Genomic DNA, 18,630 nt, shown 5'->3' with positions numbered 1-18,630 from the left:
AAAATCAATAAAATTAAAAGTCATGTCAATTTTTATAAATAGAATTATTATAACATGCTTAACTGTATGCTTATTTTCTTGTAAAACAAATGAAAAAGAAAAAAATGAAGGTGATAAAATAGAGTCAGGCTTATTACTTTCTTCTAAAGTTACTTCAGAAAAACTAACTGATACAGAATTTGTAACATACTTGTATTCGTATAAAAAAATGTCTGGGTTAGTTGAAGAATACACAATGCAAGAATTAAAAGTACAATGGAATGATAGTCTTAATATAAAAATTAAGATAGCTATGGTTAATCTTATGTGTACAATGAAAGACAAAGTAGAAGCTTCGCTAATAACGAAAAATACATATCAAGTAAAAAATCATCCAATTATAAAACAATTAAAATTTGATGATAATAAAAATGAAGTAAAGTTGATATGTAAATATGGGAAATATGAAGGTGAATGTGATCCTATGGATAACGTTATAATGAGAAAAACTTCTTTTACGGGTAAAAGTGAGTTAAAGAAAGAAGAGTTAGAAGAGGAAGAGAAAATTACATATGAAACTATTTACGAGCTTAAAAAAATGAAATTTTCTACAGATTGTAAAGGAGATGATTATGTTTTCTTTTTAGTTGGTGGGCAGTTTAAAACAAAAAATATTTTTTTTAATTCACGACTTACGAGAATTAATGATACAGAGTATTATATTTATTTTTCCCCACCATTATTAAACCCTATACCAAGTGATTTAAAAGATGCTACTTCTTTTTCTTTAAACAAGCCAATAGGTAAGATTATTAATAATATGGAAGCTGAATTGCAATTCGAATGGTATGGTTTTTATAATAGAAGAACTAAAGAAAGAGAGTTTAAGCAAAATCCTTTTACAAATAAAATAGAGAATGGTTCTATTGTCTTAAAATGGTGTGATATAGGTAATGTTGATGGTTTTTAATTCGTGATAAACCTCAACTCCCGCTAGTTTGTAACTAGTGGTGTATATGAGTAAGCTTTAAGAAATAAGATAATAATTAAGCCACAGTTTTTTAAGCTGTGGTTTTTTTGTTTTTTAAGAAGCAAAAGCTTGTTTGGTTTTAAAATTTTATAAAGCCATATCAATCATTTTGAACACGAAGTTTTTATTTTCTCCCTGTCGATGTAAGCGTCACAGTTAAATATATAAAATAACAAATAAACAAAAACAAAAAAACGTAGTCTTTTGGTCATAATACAGGTCTATTTAACACAGAAATAGACAAAGTTTATGAAAAAGGAGTAAATTTAGCTTCAGAAGCTAAAAAAAACAAAATTAGAAGAAGCGTGTGATGCAAAAAAAGTTTTGTTAGAAGACAAAATTAACAACCTGTGTTTTTGGGATCAAATCACTGATGGTGATGTAGCAGAAGCTGACCAACATTATAACGGAAAAGAAAAACCAGAAGAAAAAAGAACTTTTCCTGTTGATAGTTCTAGTATTTATCATTTCCATCCAATTGCTTTTGTTGAACATATGAAGTTGATTACTGGCGGAATTAATCACACTTTTGATAATAAACATACTGCTAAAGCTAACGAGGTATATATTAATGTAATTACCCCTAAGTCAAGAGATTTACAAGGTCCACTAGTCGTATTTAATAGTTCAGGTGTTCTATTTAAAACACATTCTTTAGCTAGAGGGTCGAATAGTAATAGATTAAAAGCGGAAGGTAATGGAGATACACCAACAGGAAAAACAACTACAGTTTATTATCCTAAAAAAAGAGTAGGACACACAAGTTTTGGTAATCATGGAATGATTATGCTTGAAGGTACTACAGGAGAGTTTAAGAAAGCTACAAATAATGGAAGAACAGGAATTGCAATTCACTCTGGTCATACAAATGGTTATGGATCAGCAATTAATGATAAAGGAGATTTAATGAGCACATATGGTTGTGTTAGGGTTTATAATTCAGCAATGAAAGAATTAGGGAAGCTTTACACTAAATTGAAAAATGAGGGTAAGATTATATATTGTTATATCGAAGATTATGATGGAGATATAAAAGATGTATATAAATTTTATGACTTAAAAGTTGATCCAAAAGATAAAGAGCAAAGTAAAAGGTCAAATACTCAATAGAAAACTAATGAAAAAAATCATCTATTTAATACCAATGTTATTTTTCTTTTTTTGTAAAGGGAAAGTTGATAATACAAAAAGAGATCAAATTAATGATACAATAATTCAAAAAAAGGAGAATCAAATTCATACTGTTATAATCCCTAAAAAGGTTAGAAAAGAAATAGGTTTGATAAATGATTCTGATGGTTATACTAATGCTAGGAAAAAACCTTCATCGTCTTCCGAAGTTTTATTCATAATATTAGAGGGTGAATATTTTACTTATGTTCCTTTGAAAGAGTCAAATTGGTCTGAAATAGAAACTCTTGATGGCAAAATAGCATATGTACATAACTCCAGAATAAAAAAAGTAAATCCAAACACTCTTATTACTTTTTTTAGTAGCTATTATGATGATAAAGAAGAAAAAGACGGATTAAGGAAAAACATAATAAACATAAATAAGTTGGATGAGTCAAAAGCTTTTTCCATAGATAGTTTTCCATATTCAAGGTTGTCCATTAAAAAGAAATCAAATGACACGATTTTTTTATTAAGTAAAGACAAAAAAAAATCTATTGAAATTATAGCTGGATCTTTTGAAAAAGATAAACATTCTATTGAATTTGACGAAAATAACTTTATCAGTAGAATAGATTCAAAAAAGGTTTTTGGCAATGATAAAACACCTTTAAGAGAAATTAAAAGAATTACAGTGAATAACGATATTAGATTTAATTTAGACAAGGATATTTTTAATAATTTGTATGAGCCTAATTTTGATAATATTGAAGTTTATATAAAAGATAGTCATCAATTAATTTTAGTTATGACAAATGGATATGGTTCTATTAATTCTTATAAGTCTATTTTAATCTTTGATAAAGAAAAATTATTAAGGCATATAAATTATATACCTTTTTAGCTTAATATACCTTTAATACAAGCGAAAAAATGTATGGCATTTTCATCCTGTGGCTTTTGTAGAACATATTACATAAAAAATGATAAAGCTACAGTTTTTACAGCTGTGGTTTTTAGTTTTTGGTAATTTTTAAAGATGTATAAATAAAACCAGTCATAAGAGTTAATAAAACAAAAGCTGGTGATGTAGCAGAAGCTGACCAACATTATAACGGAAAAGAAAAACCAAAAAAAAGAACCTTTCCCGCTGATAGTTCTAGTATTTATTATTTTCATCCAATTGTTTTTCTAAAACATATTAAGTTAATTACAATAAATATTTATTTGCAGAACTGTTGATAATTAAGTTTAGATAAACTATATATTAATTAATAATAAGCACAAGAAATTAAAACAATCAGAATTTAATTACCAAAAAAAACTTTCAGATTAACTATTAATAAAACACTTAAACAAACTATTCTCAAAAATACACGACTGATTGAATATAAAAATAAGATATTTGCATTTGTTTAAAACTAAAGTAAATGATCAAAACAATTATATTCGATTTTGGAGATGTCTTTATCAATCTTGATAAAGAAGGTGCAATGAAAAACGCCTTAGAGCTTTTTGAAATCAATGAACTGTCAGAAGAACTTATTGCTATAAACGCACTTTATGAACAAGGCTTAATGGAGACTACCGAGTTTTTAGATTTTTATTTAAACAACTTTCCAAAACTTTCAAAAAAAGAATTAATTGATGCTTGGAATTATATTATTTGTGATTTTCCATCAAAACGATTAGAATTTATACAACAATTAGCCAAAGACAAAAATTACAAACTAATACTATTAAGCAACACCAATGAGTTGCATATAGACTGTATTAAAAAACACATTCCGTTTTACGAAGATTTTAAAGCATGCTTTGATAAATTCTATTTATCACACCAAATCATGTTACGTAAACCAAATACAGATATTTTTAACTTTGTTTTAAACGAAAACAAATTAAAACCTGAAGAATGTTTGTTTATTGACGATACAAAAGAAAATACAGTAACTGCAAATAAATTAGGAATTAATGTTTGGAATAACGACCCCAAAACCGAAGATATCCTAGATCTATTCACCATTAAAAAAGAATTGTTTTAATGTTTTTAATTCTTAGTATTTGTGCATCGACACTAATTTTTGTCATTTTTAAAGTTGTAGGAAAGCAAAACATAAACACTTTACAAACTATTGTCTTCAATTATTTTACAGCATTTGCTTGTGGAATATTAAGTTATGAAGCACCAATTGTTGTTACAGATGTAATACAATCGAAATGGTTTTTTGGAGCCATATTTTTAGGTTTTTTATTTGTTACAATATTTAATGTTATGGCATTAACAGCGCAACGCTTAGGCTTATCTGTAGCTTCGGTTGCAAGTAAAATGAGTGTCGTTATTCCTATTATTTTTGGACTATTTGCTTACAATGAAAACTTAGGCTTACAAAAAGCATTGGGTATATTATTAGCTTTAGTGGCTGTTTATCTAGCCTCATTAAAAGCTAAATCCAACGAAAAATTTTCGATTAAAAGCCTATGGCTTCCGTTGTTACTATTTTTGGGCTCTGGTACTATAGATACCACAATAAAATATGTCGAAACTACTTTTGTACCAGAAAATGGTATTCCTATCTTCTCTGCCTCAATTTTTTTAATTGCAGGATTAATTGGTATAGGCATGCTTTCCGCGAAAGCGATACAAAAACAATTTACATTTGATCCTAAAAGTTTAATATCTGGTTTTATTTTAGGAATAGTTAACTACTACTCCATCTACACTTTACTTAAAGCATTAAATGCTGATAATTTTGAAAGTTCGACAATATTTACAGTTAATAATGTATCAATTGTAATGTTATCTACCTTATTAGGTCTACTCTTTTTTAAAGAACGTTTATTGCTTAAAAACTGGATAGGCATTGGTGTTGCTGTAATTGCTATACTTTTGGTAACTTCAGCTTAATTTATGGAAGCAGACGTTTATAAAACTATTACTAAACCCAGTGAAGAGGTTTTATTTAAAGACAAAAACTCTAAGTTTTTTGGCTATGCCTATCCTGTCACTACAGAAGATGAAATTAAACAGCATCTAGAGGATTTAAAAAAACAACACCATCAGGCTAGACATTGGTGTTATGCCTATCAAATCGGGACCGAAACCATTGCTTACAGAGCTAATGATGATGGTGAGCCTAGCAATAGTGCTGGAATGCCAATTTATGGTCAAATACAATCTTTTGAAGTTACAAACGTTTTAATTGTAGTAGTACGCTATTTTGGAGGTGTTAAACTTGGCGTTGGTGGTTTAATTAATGCTTATCGCACAGGTGCACAATTAGCCTTAGAAGCATCAAATATAATTGAGCGTACTATAAATATTGATTATTTAATTACTTGTGAATATGATTTAATGAACAAAGTCATGAGGGTTATTAAAGAAAAAAGCTTAAATATTATCAATCAAAAATTAGAATTAAACTGTGAAATAACAATTTCGGTTAGAAAAAAAGAGGCCGAATCTATAAAATCAATATTTGACTCGATTTACAAAGTTGACATCAAAATTTTGTAATATTAATTTTTTAAAGCTTCTAAAAAATATTTTGGAGGTCTAGTTGGTCGTTTTGTTTTCATATTTAAAAATGCCAAAATCACACTTGCTGTGCTTAAAATTTGACCTGATTTATTAACAATTTCATACTCAAACTCTACCAGTGCTGTAGGCATTTGTTTCAGCTTGGTTTTTACCGTAATTACGTCATCATAAAGGATAGGAATTTTATAATTTACGGATAAAGATACCACTGGTAAACCAACACCTTCCTCTTCCATTTTTTTATAAGAAATCCCTAATTTTCTTAACCACTCAATTCTAGCTAATTCTAGATATAATGCGTAATTCGCATGATGAACGACACCCATTTGATCGGTTTCAGAATATCGCACTCTTATTTCAATTTCATCTTGTTTTATACTCATTTATCTAATTATTTTTTGTAGCTTGATTGCCTAAACTAACATGAGGAAAAAAAACTGAATATTCAATAGTAAATCATTTTTTTTTTACGTTTTTTGTTCACATATTTGCCACGCTTAGAAACTAAGTTGTCTTAATCGCTATACAGGCAAAAATAACTAACATTTAATATATTTTAAAATTAACATGAGTATAACTGCGCAATCGGTCTGGAATAACTGTCTACTTTTTATAAAGGATAATATCCAACCACAAGCTTACAAAACATGGTTTGAACCTATTGTAGCGGTAAAACTTGCAGATAATGCTTTAAGCATTCAGGTCCCAAGTAAATTTTTTTACGAATGGCTAGAAGAGCATTACGTAAAGTTGTTAAAAGTGTCTTTAACTAAAGAGTTAGGCGATACTGCCAAACTGGTTTACATTATTAAAATGGAAAACACGTATGGCAACAAACAACCGTTTACAGAAAAAATTCCGAGTTCTAATAGAAGTGCTGTAAAGTCTCAGGATGTAGATGTACCTCTTAATAACAAAAATCGCGAATTACGAAATCCGTTTATAATTCCAGGAATTAGAAACGTAAAAATAGAATCTCAACTTAATCCTAACTATAATTTTGATAACTTTTTAGAAGGTGACTCTAACCGTTTAGCACGTAGTGCTGGTTTAGCTGTATCTGCAAAACCAGGAGGAACTTCTTTTAATCCGTTATTAATATTTGGTGGTGTTGGATTAGGTAAAACACACTTAGCACATGCTATAGGTGTGGATATAAAAGATAAATATCCTGAAAAAACAGTATTATATATTTCTGCTGAAAAATTTACGCAACAATATATAGACTCTGTAAAAAAGAACAACCGTAATGACTTTATACATTTTTATCAATTAATAGATGTATTGGTTATTGATGATGTTCAGTTTTTATCAGGAAAATCAGGAACACAAGATGTGTTTTTCCATATTTTTAACCACTTGCACCAAAATGGAAAACAAGTTATTTTAACTAGTGACAAAGCTCCTGTGGACATGCAAGATATTGAACAACGTTTATTATCGAGATTTAAATGGGGACTTTCAGCCGAGTTACAAACTCCTGATTTTGAAACCAGAGTTTCTATTTTAAAAAACAAATTATATCGTGATGGTGTAGAGATGCCTGAAGATATTATCAACTATGTTGCTAAAAACATTAAATCTAATATTAGAGAGCTTGAAGGTGCTATTATATCGCTTATTGCCCAATCGTCTTTCAATAAAAAAGAAGTTAATATTGAGTTAGCAAAGCAGGTTGTAGAAAAATTTGTTAAAAATACTAAACGAGAAGTTTCTATAGATTACATTCAAAAAATAGTCTCTGATTATTTCCAAATGGATGTAGACACACTACAATCTAAAACTAGAAAGCGTCACATTGTTCAAGCTAGACAATTGGCTATGTTTTTTGCAAAAAAACTAACCAAGGCATCATTAGCTAGTATTGGATCTCAAATTGGTAAACGTGATCATGCAACTGTATTACACGCTTGTAAAACTGTAGACAACTTATCAGCTACAGACAAGCAATTTAAAAAATACGTTGAGGATTTAACTAAGAAGCTTACAGTATAAATATATTACAAAATGACTAAAATTTTAATGGTATGCTTAGGAAACATTTGTCGTTCTCCTCTAGCTGAAGGTATCTTAAAATCAAAGTTAGACAATACATACATCGTAGATTCAGCAGGCACAAGTAGCTATCATATTGGTAATAAACCAGATCCAAGATCTATTACTACTGCACAAAAACACAATATAGACATTACCAAACAACGTGCTAGACAGTTTACAAAACAAGATTTTTTAGATTTTGATATTATCTATGCTATGGATAACTCAAACTATGATAATATTTTAGATTTAGCTGAAAACGAAATAGACAAATCAAAAGTAAAGCTAATTTTAAACGAAAGCTTTCCTAATAAAAACCTTGATGTTCCTGATCCTTACTATGGAGGAAACAATGGTTTTGAAAAAGTGTATACTTTATTAAATGATGCTTGTCAAAAAATAAGCTCAACTCTAAATAGTAACACCTAATTAAATACTTTAAACGACCATGACTAAAGGTAAATTATACTTAATACCAAACACCTTAGGAGACTCTAATCCGTTTTTAGTACTACCAGCTCAAATCAAGACTATTGTAGACAGTTTAGATACATTTGTTGTAGAAAACTCTAAAGCAGGTCGAAAGTTTATAAAAAGCATTGCTCCAGAAAAACAACAATCAAGCCTTACCATTTTTGAGTTAAATAAACATACTGAGCCACAAGATTTACCAAATTTTATTACACCTTGTTTAGAAGGACAAAATATGGGATTATTATCTGACGCTGGTTGTCCTGGTATTGCAGATCCAGGAGCTGACATTGTTAGTTTAGCCCATAAAAACAACATACAAGTTGTACCTTTAGTTGGACCATCCTCTATCCTATTAGCTATGATGGCTTCTGGGATGAATGGACAAAGCTTTGCTTTTAATGGGTATCTGCCAATTGATAAAAATGAAAGAAAATCTGAAATAAAACGTCTAGAACGTTTAAGTTTTGAGCATAATCAAACACAATCTTTTATTGAAACACCTTACAGAAATAATAAATTTATGGAAGATTTATGTAACACTTTAAGTGATAGTACAGAAATATGCGTCGCTTGTGACATTACCTTGCCAACTGAATTAATTAAAACAAAAACAGCCAGTCAATGGAAAAAAAATAGTGTTGACCTACATAAAAGACCAACACTATTTATAATTCATAAACCTAGCTTTTAAGCTCTATCGTACTCTACTTTTACTCGTTTTGAAGCTTTAATCAAAGACGTATCATAGCCAGAAAACTTTTTTAAGTAATGTCTAATAGTTGTACCATTAGCATCAGCAAAACCATTTTGACCGTAACTTCTTAAGTATTTTTTTACATTTCCTGGACCTGCTAAATGCGCAGCAGCTAATATTCCAGATTCGGTTACTTTAATACCATTGATGTAACTTCCTTTAAAACGTTTAATATCACGTCTTAAAACCCATTTATTACGTTGCGCATTAGCTATAAATGCTTTTTCTTGTAATTCTGGATTGCTTAAAAAGTACTGTGGATGATAAATACCTATCAATCTTAATGTACCTTTTCCAAATTGATATTTACCTAAATATCCAAATTGGTTAACTCTAAAGTAATCGTTTTGCGATTCTTTAAAACCTAAGGCTTCTTTAAAACCAGTAAACGTTTTTCCTAATTCAGGACTAAACTCTGGTAACTGGTAAGATTGTAAATTAGAAGCAATCTCTTTGTGTTCTATATTTTCAAAGTCAACCTTGTCAGTTTCAATTTTATCTATTAATTTAACATTTTCAGTTGTATTATAAAATACAACGATTAGTAAAATTGATATTGTAAATGCTAGGGATAATAACTTTCCAATATTTTTTTTCATTTGTATTGATTTAAAAGTCTGTTTTTTAATAATCTATAGACTTAAATTTCAGCGTGCAAATATACAACAATTTTAATAATACTGAAAATCAATATGTTAACTTATGTTAAAAGTAAATTAAGTGTCCTTTTAGCTTACCTTTACTATTAATTTGAAGTGTTGGAAAAGGTATTTTTATCACATTAATTATGTTAAAAAACTGCTTAAAAAAGACAGAATTAGTCTTTATTTTTGTTAAATCCATATCTAAGCTTAAATAGAATTGTTTGGTTCTTTTTTGATTAGGAAAACTCACATTCTGTAAATTTTCATTGCCATATAGTAATCCATCGACTCCGTAACCAACTGCTAAATTTAACCATTTAGGTATCTTACTGTCTTTATAAAATGACTGTAAATTAGCACTTAACCAATAGGTTTGACCATTATAATCTTTTAAAATTTCTTCTAATAAACCATTTCCTAATTTATTTGGATTTTGATTTGCATATGGACTTTGACTAAACGAATACTTTAATTGCAATCGTTGCTCATCCCATAACAGTTCTTGTCCAATAAACAAGCCTGCACCTGCTGCATTAGCAGTAAAATCTCCCCAAGAAAATCCCCATTCTGATGAAAAACCATCTAAAATTTCGACTGCAGTCAAAAAAGAAAAACCTAAAGTTGCACCATAAATCAATTGATTTTTTTTGGAAACACCACTCCAATTTAAAGTTTGAGCACCAAAACGTCCTAATTGATAAGCAGTAAAACTATGACCTAGTTTATCCATTTTAAACCACTCAGAATTATCATTAGTTGTATGAAATTTAGAGCGTTTATAGTCAGAATACCATAATGTATTTAAACCTATAATAGATAATGAGGCTAAACTAGCCTCTGTTATTATAACGGATTTACGCCTTTTAGTATGTAATGTATCACTTGGTTTAAAAAAAGACGCTGTTTTGGTTTGTGCTGCAGCAGTAAAAATAAAACAAAGACAAAAAGCAAGTGTGAAAAATTTAATCAATCAATTATCTATTTACACCTTGACTATTGATCCAACGTACATATTCGTTTTTATTTGCATTATGTTGGCTAAGTGTTTTGGCAAACTTATGGTAACCAAAGTTTTTAACATTAGCAACAAAATAAAAGTAATCATGATCTTCTGCATTCAAGACTGCATCAATAGCAGAAACATCTGGCATTGTTATAGGTCCTGGAGGAATACTTGCGTATTTATAAGTGTTGTAAGGCGAATCTATTTCAAGATCTTTATATAATACACGTTTTATGATTTGATCAAAATCGTTTTCTTTTAATTTTTTTGAATATATAACCGTTGGATCCGCTTGTAAAGGCATACCTTTTTTGATTCGGTTTAAGTAAACTCCTGCTACTCTTGGTCTTTCGTCCACTTTTGCAGTTTCTTTTTGAACTATAGATGCAATGGTTACAACCTCATTAACCGATAAATCTAAAGCTTTTCGTTTGGCTTGTCTGGAAGGATTCCAAAATCGGAAATATTCTTTTAACATTTTATCTCTAAACCCTTCAGCTGAAGTATTCCAAAACACTTCATAGCTATTAGGCACATACATATTTAAAACCGTTTGCTTAGTAAACTTATGCTTATCCATAAACGCTTTATCTGTCATAGCTTGAAGTAAACTTAGGCTATCTGGTTCTATTTGTTGAGCAATACGACCAGCTAAATTCTGAATACGCTCTTGATTATTAAAACTTAATTTTAATGGTAAGTTTTTACTTCTAATAGAGTTTATAATATCATTATTGCTCATGTTTTTATCAATTGCAAAACGACCAGCTTTAATATTAGTAGTGTATTTTTTACGTTCGGCTAAAGCATCAAAACTGTCTATATCCTTTAATAATGGTTCTAATTGTGCTCTAACCATATCATAACTTGCATTAGTTGGCACATATATAAATGCTTGATCGTTATTAAAAGCTGTGTTTTGTTTAAACATGGCTCCGTAAATAAAGTAGGCAAAATAGGCAGCTACCACTAAGCCAATTAATGCTATAGCTACTAAAATTTTTTTAATATACATTGGTATTAATTAATTGAAATAAATATTCGTTTTTGTATTGTCCGTTTAAAAAATTCCAATCCTTTTTTAAACCTATTTCTTTGAATCCCTGATTTTTAAACAAGGCTAAGCTTGCAGTATTATCTTCACTGATATTACAATATAATTGGTGTAAATCTAAATGCTTAAAGCAATAATTACATAGCAATTGTACCGCTTCTTTACCATAACCTTTAGCTCTGTCTTGCGTTTGTTTAATTAAAATACCAATACCTGCTCTTCTGTTTTTATAATCAAAATCAAAGACATCAATCATACCTAAAGCTTCATGATTGTTATTACAAATGACTAAACGTAATTGCTTAACTTCAAAAATATCTTTATGAGCATTATCTAAATATTGTTTTATTAGATACTTAGAGTAAGGTGTAATGGTATTGCTTATTTCCCAAATAGACTCGTCATTTTCAATAGTATGGATAAATGCTAAATCTTCGGGCTCTAAAGCACGTAAATATATATGTTTACCTGTTAATGTTAACATGTAATTGTGCCTTTAAAAACTTGTGTTGCTCGTCCAATTAACATGACTTTTTTGTAGGTATCATTATCTTTTTTAAAAGATACTTTTAATTGTCCTCCTGGTACATTTAAATTTAATTGTGAAGCTGTACTTTTTCCAGAATCATGCATAGCTATTGCAACTGCAGTTGCACCTGTACCACAGGATAAGGTTTCGTCCTCTACTCCTCTTTCGTAAGTTCTAACAGTAAACGTATCCTCATTTTCTTGCTGGACAAAGTTGACGTTAGTTCCTGCTTGATTATAAGGTTGTCCGTATCTAATTTTTGCACCTTCGGTTTTAACATCAAAATTAGCAATATCTTTAACAAACTGAACGTGATGTGGTGATCCTGTATCTAAAAATTGATGTGTATCAAAGGTATCTATACTGTCTACATCTTTCATTTGTAAATGGACTAAATTGTCTTGGATTTTGGCATAATGTAATCCATCAATGGCTTCAAAAGTAGTCTCATGTTTAACAACCTGCAAAAATTCCGCGAAAGCGACTAAACAACGTCCTCCATTACCACACATAGTACTTTGGTTTCCGTCTGCATTGTAATACACCATTTTAAAGTCAACTTCAGGATGATTTTCTAGTAAAATCAAACCATCTGCTCCTATTCCAAATTTACGATCACATAAAAATGCGACCAATTTGGTGTCGTCTTTATCAAAAATTTGCTGTCTATTATCAATCATGACAAAGTCGTTACCTGTGCCTTGATATTTATAAAAAATTAATGTCATTGGTGTACTAAATTGAATGACAAATATAAGTTTTTTCAGTTGTTAAAACGTCGTTAAAGTTGAAATTGACATTCAATAATTAATTAATTTTAATCGTTATCTAATAAATCTAAACTAAGTTTTTTATGAAGAAGATGTTAACTTTGGTTTTAGTTTCGGTATTAGGAGGTGCAATTACCCTAGGAACATACAAAACCTTTCTTGAAAAAGAAGAACCGAAAATTGCAAATACAAACACACAGGATGATCCTGTTTTTTTACCTACCAATTACAACACAACAACCACTACTTTAGCTGCTGCTGAAGGTATAGATTTTACCACTGCTGCAGATCAAACTGTGCATGCTGTAGTACACGTTAAAAACGTGGCTTTAAATACTGCACAACCCACTTTACAAGACTTGTTTTATGGTCGTGTACCACAAAAAAGACAGTTAGGTACTGGAAGCGGAGTTATAATATCGCCAGATGGTTATATTATTACTAATAATCATGTTATTGAAGACTCTGAACAATTAAGCATTACACTTAATGATAACCGTACATTAGAAGCAAAAATTGTTGGTACAGATCCAAAAACAGACATTGCTTTACTTAAAGTAGAAAGTGATGAGCAATTACCATACACCACTTTTGGCGATAGTGATACTGCTAAAATTGGCGAATGGGTTTTGGCTGTCGGAAATCCGTTTAACCTTACGTCTACAGTAACAGCAGGAATTATAAGTGCCAAATCTAGAGACTTAAGTGGTCGTAGCACGCAGTCTTTTATTCAGACTGATGCTGCTGTAAATCCAGGAAATTCTGGTGGTGCTTTAGTTAATACTGCTGGTCAGTTAATTGGTATTAATACTGCTATATCGTCTCAAACGGGATCTTATATTGGTTACTCCTTTGCTGTACCAAGTAATATTGCTAAAAAGGTAGTGCAAGATATTATGGAGTTTGGTAATGTCCAAAATGGAATTTTAGGTGTCTCTGGAGGTTCTTTAAATAGCGCTTTCGCGGAAAAACTGGGCATTGGTGAAACAGAAGGTTTTTATGTTGATGATGTAGAGGAAGATACAGGTGCAGAAGTTGCAGGTATAAAAAGTGGAGATATTATTAAGAAAATAGATAATATTAAAATCAGAAAATTTAGTGATCTTAGAGGTTTTTTAGACTCTAAACGTCCAAATGATGTTGTAAACATTACTTTACTTCGTGATGACCAACTTAAAAATGTACAAGTCACATTACTTAAAAACAATACCTTTGTTTTACCATTTATAGGTGTTATTAAAGAGGCTAAACCCGAAGATTTAAAAAAATATAAAACGGATAATGGTGTAAAAATTTTGAGGATAAACGGTAGTTATGGTCAATATTTAAGAAGTGAAGGTATAGAAGAAGGCAATATTATTACTGCTATTAATAACAAAAAAGTTAATAGTATTGAAGATGTAGAAGCTATATTAAACAATAGAGATACCTATCAACCTTTAAGTATTGAGCTTATAAACTCAAAAGGAGAAACTAATCGTTATGGACTAAGATAATCCTTGATTGCTTTGCTAGAAAAAGCTCTTAATTTTGAAAATTAAGAGCTTTTTTATTTTTTACACTTTTTACTTTACGAAATCGTTTGAAATCTATACTTTTGCCGAAAATTTAGAAGTCTAAATTAACAACACATACTAAATAATTTAAAATGTCCATAAACGAAACTTACGAAAACGAATTAGCGTTTCAAGCAGACAGACGACGTGCTACAGTCGAATTTATTAAAATTGTTAGCGATTTGTGGTATGACAAATCTATAGAATTAGTGATTTTTAGAAATCAGTTAATTGATAGAAATGTTTCCGAAATTTTAAACCTTCATGAATATGCTGGAGAATTTGTTCAAAAACCAATCTCTATATTCGATTCGGTTGAAATTGCACAAGCTATTCAAACTTTAGATGTTCCACCTGCTAAATTGGATATTGGTAAATTAACTTACGAGTATCATTTAGAAGAAAAAAAATACAGCAATGCATTAGCATTTGTTTCGACTAAATTAAAAGGAGCTAGTCAGACTAAAGATATTAAACCAAAAGACGTAGTACTTTATGGTTTTGGACGTATTGGACGTTTGGTTGCAAGAGAGTTAATGACACGTACTGGAAAAGGTAGTCAATTACGTTTACGTGCAATTGTAACACGTGGTAAAGTCGATGCTACTGTTTTAGAAAAACGTGCTGCATTATTACGTAATGACTCTGTACATGGTGATTTTTCTGGAACTGTAACTACAGATTTAAAAAACGAAGCTTTAATTATTAACGGTACAACGGTTAAAATTATTTCGGCCAACCAACCGGAAGATATTGACTATACAAAGTATGGTATTAACAACGCTTTAATTATTGATAACACTGGTGTCTTTAGAGATAAAGAAGCTTTAACACGTTTAAAAAATTCTCCTGGAGCAGACAAAGTTTTATTAACAGCACCTGGAAAAGGAATACCTAATATTGTTTATGGTGTCAACCATTTACAAAACGATCCTGACAAAATAGATATTTTCTCTGCTGCGTCATGTACAACCAATGCCATTACACCTGTTTTAAAAGCAATGGAAGATACTTATGGTGTTAAAAGTGGACACCTAGAAACTATACATGCTTACACTAATGACCAAAATTTAGTAGATAATTTCCATAAAAAGTACAGACGTGGACGTGCTGCTGCTTTAAATATGGTTATTACCGAAACTGGAGCTGGACAAGCAGTCTCTAAAGCATTACCAAGTTTTGAAGGTAAATTAACATCAAACGCAATACGTGTACCAGTACCAAATGGATCTTTAGCTATTTTAAATTTAGAACTTAGCACCAAAACATCTTTAGACAGTATAAATGCTACTATTAAAAAGTATGCTTTAGAAGGTGATTTAGTCGAGCAAATTAAATACGAAATGAGTGATGAGCTAGTATCAAGTGATATTATTGGTAGCTCTGCGCCTTCTATTTATGATAGTAAAGCTACTATAGTTAGAAAAGATGGTAAAAATGCAATCGTTTATGTTTGGTATGATAATGAGTATGGTTACAGTCATCAAGTCATTAGGTTAGCAAAATATATTGCTAAAGTTAGACGTTTTACTTACTATTAACATCTAAATAGTATTTACAGTCGTATATATAAAAGCCTCGCATTTGTGAGGCTTTTTGTTATTTTTAAACCCTATTTTTTATATTTTCGCAAAGCGATAGACAACAAATACAATACAATGCGCCACACACAATTATTATTAGCAACAGTTTTTATCTTCTTATTTTCATTTACTATTACAACACAAGCACAAACTAATGAAGATGATGACAAACTATCTTTAGACTCTGGTACGCTTGAAAATCAATTTGAATACCTTACTAAAAAGTCTACTAATTGGAGAGATCAACGCGGACAATCCTTTGAAGTTATAAGAAACGAGTGGGTTGCCAAAATAAAATCACACACATTAGACTCTGTAAACGCATTAAAAAAAGAATTATTAGACACTCAAAATAAAGTACTATCTCAAACTCAAGAAATTGACAAATTAAAAAGTAACTTATCAAATACAAAAACAGACTTAAAAGAAACCAATATTGAAAAAGACAATATGTCTTTACTAGGTTTACAAATGAGTAAAACTGGTTACAATACTTTACTTTGGTCTATTATTGGTGGTTTATTAGCATTTTTATTCTTCTTTATTTATAAATTTAAAAACAGTAATTCTGTTACTAAAGAAGCTAAGTTAAAATTAGAAGAAACAGAAAACGAATTTGAAGAACACAGACGTAATGCGCTAGAGCGAGAACAAAAAGTTAGACGTCAACTTCAAGATGAAATCAATAAAAACAGGAATAGTTAATTAGCTATTTAAGTATGACAATTTAAAACTGTAAATTAATTTTTACAGTTTTTTTATGCTCAAAATTGAAATTATCAAACTGTTAGGACTGCAAAAAAGACACATAAACTTGTCTAAATGTAAAATAAACTTTACATTTGTTGAAACATGAAAAAATTTAGACATGAAAACACATTATCTTTTATCAAACAACTATAAAGTAATAGGATGGGTAATTTTAATATTAGGCTTACTAACAGGAATTGTATTTTACAAAACTATTTTAGATGGTGAATTATTACAAACTAATGTATTGGTTTTGTATAATTCTGATAGCTTATTTGACAGTAACAATGGTTTCTTTAAAATAATCGAAAATGGTATTTTAGATGAAATTGTTGCAATACTAATTATTGTTGGTGGTTTAATGGTAGGATTTAGTAAAGAGAAAATAGAAGATGAATTTATTTTTCAATTAAGAAAAACATCTTTAGTTTGGGCTATTATATTTAATTATATAGTTTTAATGTTTGCAATTGTATTAGTATACAATATGACCTTTTTTGAAGTTTTAATTTTTAACATGTTTACACCTTTATTATTTTTTATAATACGTTTTAATTTTCTTAAATATAAATCTAGAAATTATGACGAATAAAATTAAAGTACATCGTGCTATTCATAATTTAACACAAGCAGATTTAGCAAATAAAATAGGCGTTAGTAGACAAACCATAAATGCTATGGAAAAAAACAAATACGTACCGTCTACAGTTTTAGCTTTAAAATTATCTAAAGTATTTAACGTTTCTGTTCATGATATTTTTGAACTTGAAGAAATAGATTAAAAAAAAAGTGCAACCCAATGGATTGCACTTTTTATATTTTATAATCTTTAGATTACATTCCTCCCCATTCTTTTAATGAGTCTGTATTCATTTTTACATAATCAGCATTACCTGCTTTAGTTGCCAACTCTAAAGACTGCTTTGCAGCTTTAATCGCACCTTTTTTATCGCCAGCTTTAGCGTTAATTAAAGACTGTTGACGTAACCACCAAAACTTAGGAGAATCTTTAGACATATCAATAGCCTTGTTCATCCAAGTAACCGCTTGCTTAATATCTTTACCAGATTCTAAATAGTAACGTGCAGAAGCATAATAATCGTTAGCACTAGGTCCATTCATGGTTTTATTAATAGCATCTGTAACAGTTTTATCAGTTGCTACATCAATTTTAACAGCAACATATGCTTTTTCCCACATGATACCTAACATTGCTGAATCGTTAGTTAAATCGTCAAATGATATTGTAAACGTTTCAATATCCATAGGTAAGTTATAAACTTCTGCAGATACTTTTGCAACAACTTTAGATTCGTCTAATGTTTTTGGTGTTCCCCAATTATTTGTATCACTATAAAAAATAACATTCCAACTAGATTTGTTAGGGATTGTAAATACAGCATAAGATCCAGCTTTTAAAGCCTTTCCTCCTATTGTAACATCACTACCAAAGTTAATTATTGTATTATTATTTGCTCCTGTTCTCCATAATTTTCCAAAAGGAACTAGGTTTCCAAATATTTCACGACCTCTCATAGATGGTCTTGAATATTCTAAAGTTACATCTGTAAGACCAACTTTTTGTTCTATTTTTTGAAACGGACTAGGTTGAGGCGTTTCAATTTGTGCATTAACAGCAAAAGACACTGTCAATACCATAATTAGTGTAAATAATTTTTTCATGGTTATATTTTTGATTTTTATTAACGTAAAATTAAGCATAACTACAACCTTGTTTGTTAATAAAACCTTAAAATAATAGTAGAGAATTTTTCTAATTAATATATTAATCGTAATATTGCGATGTACAAATTAA

21 protein-coding genes are annotated in these 18,630 nt (G+C 29.7%); 14 read left to right on the top strand and 7 right to left on the bottom strand.

The window, feature by feature from the left end:
* Nucleotides 1-22 precede the first annotated feature (22 nt).
* From JAO71_RS08875 to JAO71_RS08850, 6 genes are all read left to right on the top strand, one after another.
* The gene (locus JAO71_RS08875; RefSeq protein WP_203000322.1) at nucleotides 23-949 is read left to right on the top strand and encodes a hypothetical protein; all 927 of its coding nucleotides are present in this window, start codon (nucleotides 23-25) and stop codon (nucleotides 947-949) included.
* A gap of 384 nt (nucleotides 950-1,333) precedes the next feature.
* Nucleotides 1,334-2,119, top strand: coding sequence for a L,D-transpeptidase family protein (locus tag JAO71_RS08870; RefSeq protein WP_203000319.1), 786 nt, complete (start codon nucleotides 1,334-1,336; stop codon nucleotides 2,117-2,119).
* Nucleotides 2,120-2,126: 7 nt separating this feature from the next.
* Nucleotides 2,127-3,026 (top strand): SH3 domain-containing protein, encoded by a 900-nt coding sequence (locus JAO71_RS08865; RefSeq protein ID WP_203000317.1) that lies wholly within the window; start codon nucleotides 2,127-2,129, stop codon nucleotides 3,024-3,026.
* 526 nt (nucleotides 3,027-3,552) lie between these two features.
* Nucleotides 3,553-4,164 carry an HAD family hydrolase gene (locus tag JAO71_RS08860; RefSeq protein WP_203000315.1) on the top strand — a complete coding sequence of 204 codons (612 nt, stop codon included), beginning with the start codon at nucleotides 3,553-3,555 and terminating at the stop codon, nucleotides 4,162-4,164.
* On the top strand, nucleotides 4,164-5,027 hold the full coding sequence (locus JAO71_RS08855) for a DMT family transporter (RefSeq protein ID WP_203000313.1): 864 nt from the start codon (nucleotides 4,164-4,166) through the stop codon (nucleotides 5,025-5,027). Before JAO71_RS08860 ends, JAO71_RS08855 begins: the two co-directional genes overlap by 1 nt.
* A gap of 3 nt (nucleotides 5,028-5,030) precedes the next feature.
* A complete protein-coding gene (locus tag JAO71_RS08850) occupies nucleotides 5,031-5,636 on the top strand; it encodes an IMPACT family protein (protein WP_203000311.1) in 606 nt (201 codons plus the stop codon).
* Nucleotides 5,637-5,638: 2 nt separating this feature from the next.
* Here the strand turns inward: JAO71_RS08850 and JAO71_RS08845 are convergent, their stop codons facing one another.
* A complete protein-coding gene (locus JAO71_RS08845; RefSeq protein WP_028291386.1) occupies nucleotides 5,639-6,037 on the bottom strand; it encodes an acyl-CoA thioesterase in 399 nt (132 codons plus the stop codon).
* 190 nt (nucleotides 6,038-6,227) lie between these two features.
* Between JAO71_RS08845 and dnaA the strand changes: the two genes are divergently transcribed.
* Genes dnaA through JAO71_RS08830 form a run of 3 tightly spaced genes read left to right on the top strand, consistent with a single transcriptional unit; the run spans nucleotide 6,228 to nucleotide 8,862 of the window.
* Nucleotides 6,228-7,655, top strand: coding sequence for a chromosomal replication initiator protein DnaA (gene dnaA / locus JAO71_RS08840; protein ID WP_028291385.1), 1,428 nt, complete (start codon nucleotides 6,228-6,230; stop codon nucleotides 7,653-7,655).
* 12 nt (nucleotides 7,656-7,667) lie between these two features.
* A complete protein-coding gene (locus JAO71_RS08835) occupies nucleotides 7,668-8,126 on the top strand; it encodes a low molecular weight protein-tyrosine-phosphatase (protein WP_203000309.1) in 459 nt (152 codons plus the stop codon).
* A 19-nt stretch (nucleotides 8,127-8,145) separates the two neighbouring features.
* Nucleotides 8,146-8,862, top strand: a complete 717-nt coding sequence (locus tag JAO71_RS08830) for an SAM-dependent methyltransferase (protein WP_203000307.1) — start codon at nucleotides 8,146-8,148, stop codon at nucleotides 8,860-8,862.
* Here JAO71_RS08830 and JAO71_RS08825 read toward each other — a convergent pair.
* The 5 genes from JAO71_RS08825 to dapF all read right to left on the bottom strand — a co-directional run bounded on the left by JAO71_RS08825 (nucleotide 8,859) and on the right by dapF (nucleotide 12,883).
* The gene (locus JAO71_RS08825; protein ID WP_028291382.1) at nucleotides 8,859-9,524 is read right to left on the bottom strand and encodes a hypothetical protein; all 666 of its coding nucleotides are present in this window, start codon (nucleotides 9,522-9,524) and stop codon (nucleotides 8,859-8,861) included. The genes JAO71_RS08830 and JAO71_RS08825 overlap by 4 nt on opposite strands.
* Before the next feature lie 106 nt (nucleotides 9,525-9,630).
* Nucleotides 9,631-10,539 carry a DUF2279 domain-containing protein gene (locus JAO71_RS08820; protein WP_215906980.1) on the bottom strand — a complete coding sequence of 303 codons (909 nt, stop codon included), beginning with the start codon at nucleotides 10,537-10,539 and terminating at the stop codon, nucleotides 9,631-9,633.
* A 4-nt stretch (nucleotides 10,540-10,543) separates the two neighbouring features.
* Nucleotides 10,544-11,587 carry an endolytic transglycosylase MltG gene (gene mltG, locus JAO71_RS08815; protein WP_028291380.1) on the bottom strand — a complete coding sequence of 348 codons (1,044 nt, stop codon included), beginning with the start codon at nucleotides 11,585-11,587 and terminating at the stop codon, nucleotides 10,544-10,546.
* Nucleotides 11,577-12,110 carry a GNAT family N-acetyltransferase gene (locus JAO71_RS08810; RefSeq protein WP_203000305.1) on the bottom strand — a complete coding sequence of 178 codons (534 nt, stop codon included), beginning with the start codon at nucleotides 12,108-12,110 and terminating at the stop codon, nucleotides 11,577-11,579. Before JAO71_RS08810 ends, mltG begins: the two co-directional genes overlap by 11 nt.
* On the bottom strand, nucleotides 12,104-12,883 hold the full coding sequence (dapF, locus tag JAO71_RS08805) for a diaminopimelate epimerase (RefSeq protein ID WP_203000302.1): 780 nt from the start codon (nucleotides 12,881-12,883) through the stop codon (nucleotides 12,104-12,106). Before dapF ends, JAO71_RS08810 begins: the two co-directional genes overlap by 7 nt.
* A 125-nt stretch (nucleotides 12,884-13,008) precedes the next feature.
* Between dapF and JAO71_RS08800 the strand changes: the two genes are divergently transcribed.
* The 5 genes from JAO71_RS08800 to JAO71_RS08780 all read left to right on the top strand — a co-directional run bounded on the left by JAO71_RS08800 (nucleotide 13,009) and on the right by JAO71_RS08780 (nucleotide 17,596).
* A complete protein-coding gene (locus JAO71_RS08800; RefSeq protein WP_028607114.1) occupies nucleotides 13,009-14,421 on the top strand; it encodes a trypsin-like peptidase domain-containing protein in 1,413 nt (470 codons plus the stop codon).
* Between the two features lie 152 nt (nucleotides 14,422-14,573).
* A complete protein-coding gene (locus tag JAO71_RS08795) occupies nucleotides 14,574-16,022 on the top strand; it encodes a glyceraldehyde-3-phosphate dehydrogenase (protein WP_116824472.1) in 1,449 nt (482 codons plus the stop codon).
* A 117-nt stretch (nucleotides 16,023-16,139) separates the two neighbouring features.
* Complete coding sequence (locus tag JAO71_RS08790) at nucleotides 16,140-16,769, top strand: hypothetical protein (RefSeq protein WP_028291375.1); 630 nt, start codon at nucleotides 16,140-16,142, stop codon at nucleotides 16,767-16,769.
* Between the two features lie 163 nt (nucleotides 16,770-16,932).
* The gene (locus JAO71_RS08785) at nucleotides 16,933-17,406 is read left to right on the top strand and encodes a hypothetical protein (protein WP_116824471.1); all 474 of its coding nucleotides are present in this window, start codon (nucleotides 16,933-16,935) and stop codon (nucleotides 17,404-17,406) included.
* On the top strand, nucleotides 17,396-17,596 hold the full coding sequence (locus JAO71_RS08780; RefSeq protein ID WP_028291374.1) for a helix-turn-helix transcriptional regulator: 201 nt from the start codon (nucleotides 17,396-17,398) through the stop codon (nucleotides 17,594-17,596). The genes JAO71_RS08785 and JAO71_RS08780 overlap by 11 nt, the downstream gene beginning before the upstream one ends.
* A 52-nt stretch (nucleotides 17,597-17,648) precedes the next feature.
* Here JAO71_RS08780 and JAO71_RS08775 read toward each other — a convergent pair whose 3' ends face one another.
* On the bottom strand, nucleotides 17,649-18,497 hold the full coding sequence (locus JAO71_RS08775) for a DUF2911 domain-containing protein (protein WP_116824470.1): 849 nt from the start codon (nucleotides 18,495-18,497) through the stop codon (nucleotides 17,649-17,651).
* Nucleotides 18,498-18,630 lie beyond the last annotated feature (133 nt).

It is taken from the genome of Olleya sediminilitoris (genome assembly GCF_016785945.1).
Taxonomy (GTDB): domain Bacteria; phylum Bacteroidota; class Bacteroidia; order Flavobacteriales; family Flavobacteriaceae; genus Olleya; species Olleya sediminilitoris.
The sequence above is the reverse complement of the archived record's forward strand: the minus strand, read 5'-3'. Positions and strand labels throughout refer to the sequence as shown.

Coding starts and splice junctions, on each gene's coding strand:
- JAO71_RS08875 (WP_203000322.1), top strand. CDS start 23: ATGTCAATTTTTATAAATAGAATTATTATAACATGCTTAACTGTATGC.
- JAO71_RS08865 (WP_203000317.1), top strand. CDS start 2,127: ATGAAAAAAATCATCTATTTAATACCAATGTTATTTTTCTTTTTTTGT.
- JAO71_RS08860 (WP_203000315.1), top strand. CDS start 3,553: ATGATCAAAACAATTATATTCGATTTTGGAGATGTCTTTATCAATCTT.
- JAO71_RS08855 (WP_203000313.1), top strand. CDS start 4,164: ATGTTTTTAATTCTTAGTATTTGTGCATCGACACTAATTTTTGTCATT.
- JAO71_RS08850 (WP_203000311.1), top strand. CDS start 5,031: ATGGAAGCAGACGTTTATAAAACTATTACTAAACCCAGTGAAGAGGTT.
- dnaA (WP_028291385.1), top strand. CDS start 6,228: ATGAGTATAACTGCGCAATCGGTCTGGAATAACTGTCTACTTTTTATA.
- JAO71_RS08835 (WP_203000309.1), top strand. CDS start 7,668: ATGACTAAAATTTTAATGGTATGCTTAGGAAACATTTGTCGTTCTCCT.
- JAO71_RS08830 (WP_203000307.1), top strand. CDS start 8,146: ATGACTAAAGGTAAATTATACTTAATACCAAACACCTTAGGAGACTCT.
- JAO71_RS08825 (WP_028291382.1), bottom strand. CDS start 9,524: ATGAAAAAAAATATTGGAAAGTTATTATCCCTAGCATTTACAATATCA.
- mltG (WP_028291380.1), bottom strand. CDS start 11,587: ATGTATATTAAAAAAATTTTAGTAGCTATAGCATTAATTGGCTTAGTG.
- JAO71_RS08810 (WP_203000305.1), bottom strand. CDS start 12,110: ATGTTAACATTAACAGGTAAACATATATATTTACGTGCTTTAGAGCCC.
- dapF (WP_203000302.1), bottom strand. CDS start 12,883: ATGACATTAATTTTTTATAAATATCAAGGCACAGGTAACGACTTTGTC.
- JAO71_RS08800 (WP_028607114.1), top strand. CDS start 13,009: ATGAAGAAGATGTTAACTTTGGTTTTAGTTTCGGTATTAGGAGGTGCA.
- JAO71_RS08795 (WP_116824472.1), top strand. CDS start 14,574: ATGTCCATAAACGAAACTTACGAAAACGAATTAGCGTTTCAAGCAGAC.
- JAO71_RS08790 (WP_028291375.1), top strand. CDS start 16,140: ATGCGCCACACACAATTATTATTAGCAACAGTTTTTATCTTCTTATTT.
- JAO71_RS08785 (WP_116824471.1), top strand. CDS start 16,933: ATGAAAACACATTATCTTTTATCAAACAACTATAAAGTAATAGGATGG.
- JAO71_RS08780 (WP_028291374.1), top strand. CDS start 17,396: ATGACGAATAAAATTAAAGTACATCGTGCTATTCATAATTTAACACAA.
- JAO71_RS08775 (WP_116824470.1), bottom strand. CDS start 18,497: ATGAAAAAATTATTTACACTAATTATGGTATTGACAGTGTCTTTTGCT.